6 protein-coding genes are annotated in these 6,345 nt (G+C 62.9%); 2 read left to right on the top strand and 4 right to left on the bottom strand.

The features are described 5' to 3' along the window. Window positions 1-52 precede the first annotated feature (52 nt). Entirely contained in the window at window positions 53-1,402 is a 1,350-nt protein-coding gene (locus tag INT40_RS13575) for a Stealth CR1 domain-containing protein (protein WP_101573329.1), read from the bottom strand. A 166-nt stretch (window positions 1,403-1,568) separates the two neighbouring features. On the opposite strand from INT40_RS13575, the gene INT40_RS21000 reads away from it, so the two are divergent. Then, a complete protein-coding gene (locus INT40_RS21000) occupies window positions 1,569-1,694 on the top strand; it encodes a hypothetical protein (protein ID WP_257930196.1) in 126 nt (41 codons plus the stop codon). 77 nt (window positions 1,695-1,771) lie between these two features. Further along, window positions 1,772-3,754 (top strand): acetoacetate--CoA ligase, encoded by a 1,983-nt coding sequence (locus INT40_RS13570; RefSeq protein ID WP_101573327.1) that lies wholly within the window; start codon window positions 1,772-1,774, stop codon window positions 3,752-3,754. Between the two features lie 36 nt (window positions 3,755-3,790). On the opposite strand, the gene INT40_RS13565 is transcribed toward INT40_RS13570, so the two are convergent. The 3 genes from INT40_RS13565 to INT40_RS13555 form a co-directional block, all read right to left on the bottom strand. Beyond that, a complete protein-coding gene (locus tag INT40_RS13565) occupies window positions 3,791-4,798 on the bottom strand; it encodes an NADPH:quinone reductase (RefSeq protein WP_219618896.1) in 1,008 nt (335 codons plus the stop codon). Window positions 4,799-4,876: 78 nt separating this feature from the next. Further along, a complete protein-coding gene (locus INT40_RS13560) occupies window positions 4,877-5,632 on the bottom strand; it encodes an ABC transporter permease (RefSeq protein ID WP_101573325.1) in 756 nt (251 codons plus the stop codon). Continuing rightward, entirely contained in the window at window positions 5,629-6,345 is a 717-nt protein-coding gene (locus INT40_RS13555) for an ABC transporter ATP-binding protein (protein ID WP_219618895.1), read from the bottom strand. Before INT40_RS13555 ends, INT40_RS13560 begins: the two co-directional genes overlap by 4 nt.

Raw genomic sequence — 6,345 nt, 5'->3', positions numbered from 1 at the left:
CGCTCCATAGCGCGAGAATCATGGGCGCGAGCCACACCATGAAAAATCGAGGCTAACGTGCCACTCTCTCAAATTCCTTTGGGTGGTTCTTCTCCATCTCAGCCAATACCGAGCGCAGTTGCGGATGCGGCGTGTGCTTGAACTTGTTCGTGACTGTACGACCGAATTCTCGCTGGAGGAGACTCCTGTTGCGTTTTGCTGCGGACAGGACCGGCAGGTCACGAGCCGAAGGGGGATCGATATCCAGAGGTGCCTTTGAGGGGAAGAATTTGGATTGACCATTGCCAGCAAAGAATAGCGATGGATTGGTGGGGCGGAGGAAGAAAATGTCGTCATTCAGGTAGACATACTTTTCACTCAGGCCTGGAATGTGATGGAGCTGGGATTCAATGGCATGGGAGTTGAACACCGGCAGAGCTTCACTGTCTGCGAAGATCTCTCGATGATCGACAACAGTGATCTTCGGGTGGTCGGTATCGAGCCACTCCGGTACTTGTCCATCTGTGACAATGTAAATGTGGTTAACCCAGCTGGCATAGGCTTCGACCGATCGCAGTGAGTATTTGAGCTCGTCTCGGCTGGTGAATCGAGATGGAATCGTCGCAGTCTCATTCACCGCTCCGTGTGTGATCGCTGCTTCCGACCTGCGCTTCCGTAATTGCCAGTCGGGATCGTCACCGTCGACCCATGTGTAGACGATATCGACAGGGTCTACGACGTCATAGAGATGCGGATACTGCAGGCTGATCTGACCACCGGTTGAAAGCGCCTCCTGCCACACCTGTGGTGTCAGGTATTCGACGACGACACCCCGCCTCGAGATGCGTCGGTGCAGCGTTCCGGGAATGTGGCTCTCGCCGTCAACGCGCTCCACATTGTCGCCCAGGACTTCCCAGACCTCGATGATGATGTCCTCAAACCGAGTATTCAGCCGACGCCCGCTTGGTGCATGCAGGCGGCGCTGACAGTGGATTCGCCTCACCTCAGCGGGTCTAGGCACGAATTTCGACAGTTCACCGCGACGGCCAGAGACGCCCATTGCGTGCGCGCCCCAACCGTCGTCAGCGTTCAACTGCAGGAGAGCTTGCAGCAGCAGCTCTGCTTGAGTTTCGGCAACCACAAGTATCGGGTTGAACGGGTGCGAACGAGGCAAGATCACTGATTCGACTCCCGCTGCCTGCAACTCTGCGGTGACAGTTGCGAGATTCTCGTTGACGGCCTCTCGGGCGTCATAGCCCCGTTCAGGCGTCTGACCCGCGCGTGCGTTGCGGCTGAAGGCGCGCTTCTGCCATTCGAACTCTCGGTGCTTAAGTTTTGACATGACGATCTTCTGATCTGTCGAAGTCCGTTCTGCGCCCCAACTGCGCAGGCGTTCAGCCAGCCCGTTCATCAACCTGATCATGCGCTCCAAATTTGTGATTAAATTGCTCAATTAGCAATGTTACATACCAGTTCGTTATGCTCCTCGACCCGAATTCACACTTATACAGCAGTTTCCGCGTAAACATCGGCCTTCCGTCACGGAAACGTTACAGAATCGACATACTCACAACATAGGCAGTATCGAGATGAACGAAGCCGTTCGCGCCGCCGACATCGTCCTACTGCTCGTCGATCACAACGAATTCGTCCGCCTGGACCGGACACTGCTGGCCCAGAAGATCGTCCATGACACCCGAGGAGTGTGGAGCTGAGGACCACACAGAGCCGCTTTGTAAATAACCCTTAGTCTTAACTCGTACCTTCGAGCCATCCGAGTTGAGGAGAAGAATTGACCACTGAACCGATCTGGCGCCCGAACCCTGACCAGACGCCCCGCCCGCAGATCCAGGCGTTCGCTGAGTTAGCGAACCAGCGCACGGGGCAGGACATGGTCAGCTACGACGATCTGTGGCAGTGGTCGGTCAACGACCTCGAGGGTTTCTGGGGAGCAGTCTGGGACTTCTTCGACGTCATCGCCGACGAACCCTATACCGAAGTGCTCGCAGACAAGTCCATGCCGGGCGCCACCTGGTTCCCCGGCACCCGCGTCAACTACGCCGAACACGCGCTGCGCGCCGGACTCGACGATAGCCTCGCCGACGAGCCTGCGATCATTACGATCACCGAAGACGGCAACCAGTCCGAGACCACCTGGCGCGAACTGCGCCGCCAGGTCGGCTCCGTCGCCGCGTGGCTGCGCGGCCAGGGAGTCGGTCAGGGTAACCGAGTCGTCGGCTACCTCCCGAACACCCACCACACCCTCATCGCCTTCCTCGCCTCCGCATCACTCGGTGCCATCTGGTCGGCATGCGCCCAGGACTATGCCGCCGAGGGAGCAGCTACGAAACTCGGCCAGCTCGAACCGAAGGTCCTCTTCGCCGCCGACGGCTATTTCTGGAACGGCCAGGCATTCGACCGCCGGGACCAGGTTGCGGACTTGGCGACACGGATCCCGTCGCTGCGGGCAGTCGTCGGGGTCGGCAACCTCGGTGTGGGTGCCCTTGATGAGAACAACGAGATCCCGAACCTGGCCGACTGGGACGAGATCTCCTCCGGCGATACTGAGCCGGAGTTCGTCCGCGTCGATTTCGATACCCCACTGTGGGTGCTCTACTCCTCCGGGACCACAGGCATTCCCAAGGGCATCGTGCACAGCCACGGAGGGGTCGTCATCGACCATCTCCGCCTGTTCGGTCTCCACCTCGATCTACGACCGGGTGACCGGTTCTTCTGGTACACGAACACGAACTGGATGATGTGGAACCTCGTCGCCTCGGCACTGTTGGCGGGCGTCACCACCGTCTGTTTCGACGGCAGCCCCCTGTACCCCGGCCCGGGCCGGCTGTGGGAGATCGCAGCGGACACGCACGTCAATGTCCTCGGGGTCAGTCCGGGGATCTTCCTCGCCGGAATGAAAGCCGGACTCGAGCCCGGTAAGGAACTGGACCTGAGCTCCCTGCGGACCATCGGCGCCACCGGTGCTCCTGTTCCCGCCCACTGTTTCCCCTGGGTCCGCGACGCCGTCGGCGAGCGCGTGCAGTTGGCCTCGACAAGCGGGGGCACGGACGTGGTCAGCGGATTCGCCGGGTCCGCGCCGAACCTCGAGGTGTGGGAGGGCGAACTGTCCGCCCCGTTGCTCGGAGTGGCCCTGGAATCCTGGGACGATGACGGCAACCCGCTCACCGGCGAGGTCGGGGAGATGGTCATCACCGGCCCGATTCCGTCGATGCCGGTGAAGTTCTGGAACGACCCCGACGGGCAGCGCTACCGCGACACCTACTTCTCGATGTTCCCCGGGGTATGGCGCCACGGCGACTGGATCACCATCACCGAACGCGGCAGCGTCATCATCTCCGGACGCTCGGACGCGACCCTCAACCGCCACGGTGTGCGCCTGGGCAGCGCGGACATCTACGACATCGTCGATGGCGTCCCAGAGGTGGCCGAATCCCTGGTCATCGGCACCGAACAGCCGAACGGCGGGTACTGGATGCCACTGTTCGTCGTTCTCGCCGAGGGGGCTGGGCTCGATGATTCGCTGCGGTCGCAGATCGCTCGGGATCTGCGTGAGAAGGCCTCTCCCCGCCATGTGCCCGATGACATCATCGCTGTGCCCGCGATCCCGCATACCCGCACGGGCAAGAAACTCGAGGTGCCCGTCAAACGCCTCATCCAAGGGCATGCGCTGGAGAAAGTGGCGAACCCGGATGCAGTGGATTCGTTCGAAGCGCTGAGCTATTTCACGCGATTCGCGGCGGAATGCGAGAGCTGAGAGACAACGGGCGCGGTTGCCGCCTAAGGCCCGTCATCACGGCACGATGAGTATCCGGCCCCGCACGTCGCCGGCTTCGAGGGCTCGGTGGGCTGCAGCCGCCTCGGCGAGGTGGAACGTCGTACCGACTCGACCGCGCAGTACTCCGGTCGCCAACAATTGGTTGATCACTTTCGCCGCCTCGGCGAGGTCCGCGGCCGAAGCGTTGCTGATCGCGAACCCGAGCACGCTGGCGTCGCGGGTGTAGAGCTGGCCGATAGGCACCCTCGGCGACGATTCCATTCCGGCCATCACGATTACCCGCGCACCGTGCGCAAGAAGGGGAACGGACCCTTCGAAGTTATCGTCACCGCTGGCGTCCCACCACACATCGACTCCGTGTGGGGCAGCCGATTCAACCTGTGTGTAGTAGTCGGGGGCATGTTTGTCGATGACGACGTCGGCTCCGCAGTCGGCGACCCACTGTTCGTCGTCGGCAGAGGCACCGGCGATGACATGCGCACCCATAGCAGCAGCGAATTGGACGATCGCTGTGCCCACGGCGCCGCTGGCCGAACCGACCACGATCGTCTCCCCCGGCCGCAGCCGCGCCTCCCGAACGAGGCCTAAGTAGGCGGTTCCGGCCGCGTGCAGGGTGGGGGCCGCCTCGGCGGGGGTGATGCCCTCAGGCAGGTGGTAGAGCCGTTCGGTCGGCACCGCTGAGAATTCGGCGAATGATCCCTGACGCCCGGCATGGCCGAGGCTGTTGGTCCAGACCCGGTCACCTTCAACGAAATCCTCGACAGCCTCCCCAACGGCGGCGACGGTCCCGACGAGATCACGGCCGATGACGAAGGGGAACGGAAGCGGAGTGCGATACGCCCCGGAGCGGACGAAGAGGTCGACGTGATTGACCTCGCTGGCCTCCAACCGCACCAGGACATCGGTCGGGCCCAGCCGGGGCACAGGCAGAGGGCCGATCTCGATGGCCTCAACACCACCGGTGGCGGTGATGAACGCTGCCGTCATCTGACCTGGAAGGCTCACTGGTTCCATCCCCTTCATTTACCGTTCCTTCTCAGTGAATCATCTGCTGGGGATTGAAGACAACAACTCCCTTTCGTTTCGGCATCGATGGCTGATTCACCGCCGCAGCTGCAGCCGATCCCAGCTGACCGCGGTGAGCACTGCGAAGACGAGTGCGAAGACGACAACCAACCCCAGTTGAGCCACCGTCACGGCGGACCCATCGCTCATCGCCCAGAGGGCGGGAGCGGCCACGGGCATCCAGCCGCCCACACCCAGCAGGGCAGTCACCTGCGCGATGACGACCAGCCCGACCGTGCAGCCGACCCCGGCGAGCACCGAACCGCACACTGTCGCCGTCCAGGCGACCGGGATCGCAATGAAACCAGTGAGAACCATGAGCACCCACAGCCGCACCAGTCCCGCCCAGACGCCTTCTGCAGGAGACCCATATCCGAAAGCCAGCCCCAGGCAGAGAACACCCAATGCCAGAATCAGACCGACCGCCCCGGTCCACAGCGCATAGACGGCAAGTTTGGCTAGAGCGATCCGTCCACGACTGATCGGCAGCGCGAAGAGTCCGGTGATCGTTCCATCGCCGAATTCCCGCCCGAACATCCACGCCAGCATGACCCCGAACCCCAAGAGTGACCCCACAGAGATGATCTGAGTGGCCGCCGGCACCAGACCGGCCCAGTCCAGACGTGCCGCCGAACCCAGCTTGGTCACGAGGTCGCTGCGCTGCTGGGCAACACCGAACGTGATCCCCGCCAACACCACCACAGTCCCCACCAGCAGCGCACAGGTCGTGATGACTCCGACCAGGGAGCGACGCAGCTTCAAGGATTCGACGCTCACCGCGGCCCCCATCATGGTGTCTCCTCACTCGTGCGGCTCTCGTCATCGGCCCGGAGACGTGCGAAGAAGGCCCTTTCCAAGTCCGGGCCTGCAGTGTCGAGTCCCCCGATCAGCCGGCCGGCGTTCATCAGCAGGACACGATCGGCGATACGGGCCACTTCGTCGAGGTGATGGCTGCTGACCAGGACCGCCGCACCCGCCCGCGCCCTGCGCAGCAGCTGCTCACGCAGCAGGATCACCGAGGCCGGGTCGAGGGCGTTGCTCGGTTCGTCGAGGACGATCATGCGCGGATCGTGCTGCATCGCTGCGGCGAGGCCGACTCGCTGCCGGTTGCCCGAGGACAGGCGCCGGAACCGTCGGTCGGCCAGTGCCGTCAGCCGCCAGGTCTCCAGTGCCTCGGCCACCTGCGCAGGCGTTCCTCCGTGCAGCCGCGAGGACAGGCGCAGGTTCTCCTCAGCCGTGAGTTCCGGATAGGCCAGGGGCACGTCGACCAGCGCTCCGACACCGGTGAACGCAGATGACGGCAGTCGATGCAGGGGGCGGCCGAACAGGCGCACTTCGCCTGCCTGAGGACGCAGCATTCCCAGCCCGAGACGCATGAGTGTGGTCTTACCTGCCCCGTTCAATCCGATGAGAGCGACCACTTCGCCGGGATGGACTGCGAAAGACAAGTCGGTCACGCCGGCACCGCTGCGGAACCGGTGGCCGACGGCCGCGAATTCGAGCAT

Source organism: Brevibacterium sp. FME17, from assembly GCF_014897515.1.
Taxonomy (GTDB): domain Bacteria; phylum Actinomycetota; class Actinomycetes; order Actinomycetales; family Brevibacteriaceae; genus Brevibacterium.
The sequence above is the reverse complement of the archived record's forward strand: the minus strand, read 5'-3'. Positions and strand labels throughout refer to the sequence as shown.

Coding starts and splice junctions, on each gene's coding strand:
- INT40_RS13575 (WP_101573329.1), bottom strand. CDS start 1,402: ATGATCAGGTTGATGAACGGGCTGGCTGAACGCCTGCGCAGTTGGGGC.
- INT40_RS21000 (WP_257930196.1), top strand. CDS start 1,569: ATGAACGAAGCCGTTCGCGCCGCCGACATCGTCCTACTGCTCGTCGAT.
- INT40_RS13565 (WP_219618896.1), bottom strand. CDS start 4,798: ATGAAGGGGATGGAACCAGTGAGCCTTCCAGGTCAGATGACGGCAGCG.
- INT40_RS13560 (WP_101573325.1), bottom strand. CDS start 5,632: ATGATGGGGGCCGCGGTGAGCGTCGAATCCTTGAAGCTGCGTCGCTCC.
- INT40_RS13555 (WP_219618895.1), bottom strand. CDS start 6,345: ATGCTCGAATTCGCGGCCGTCGGCCACCGGTTCCGCAGCGGTGCCGGC.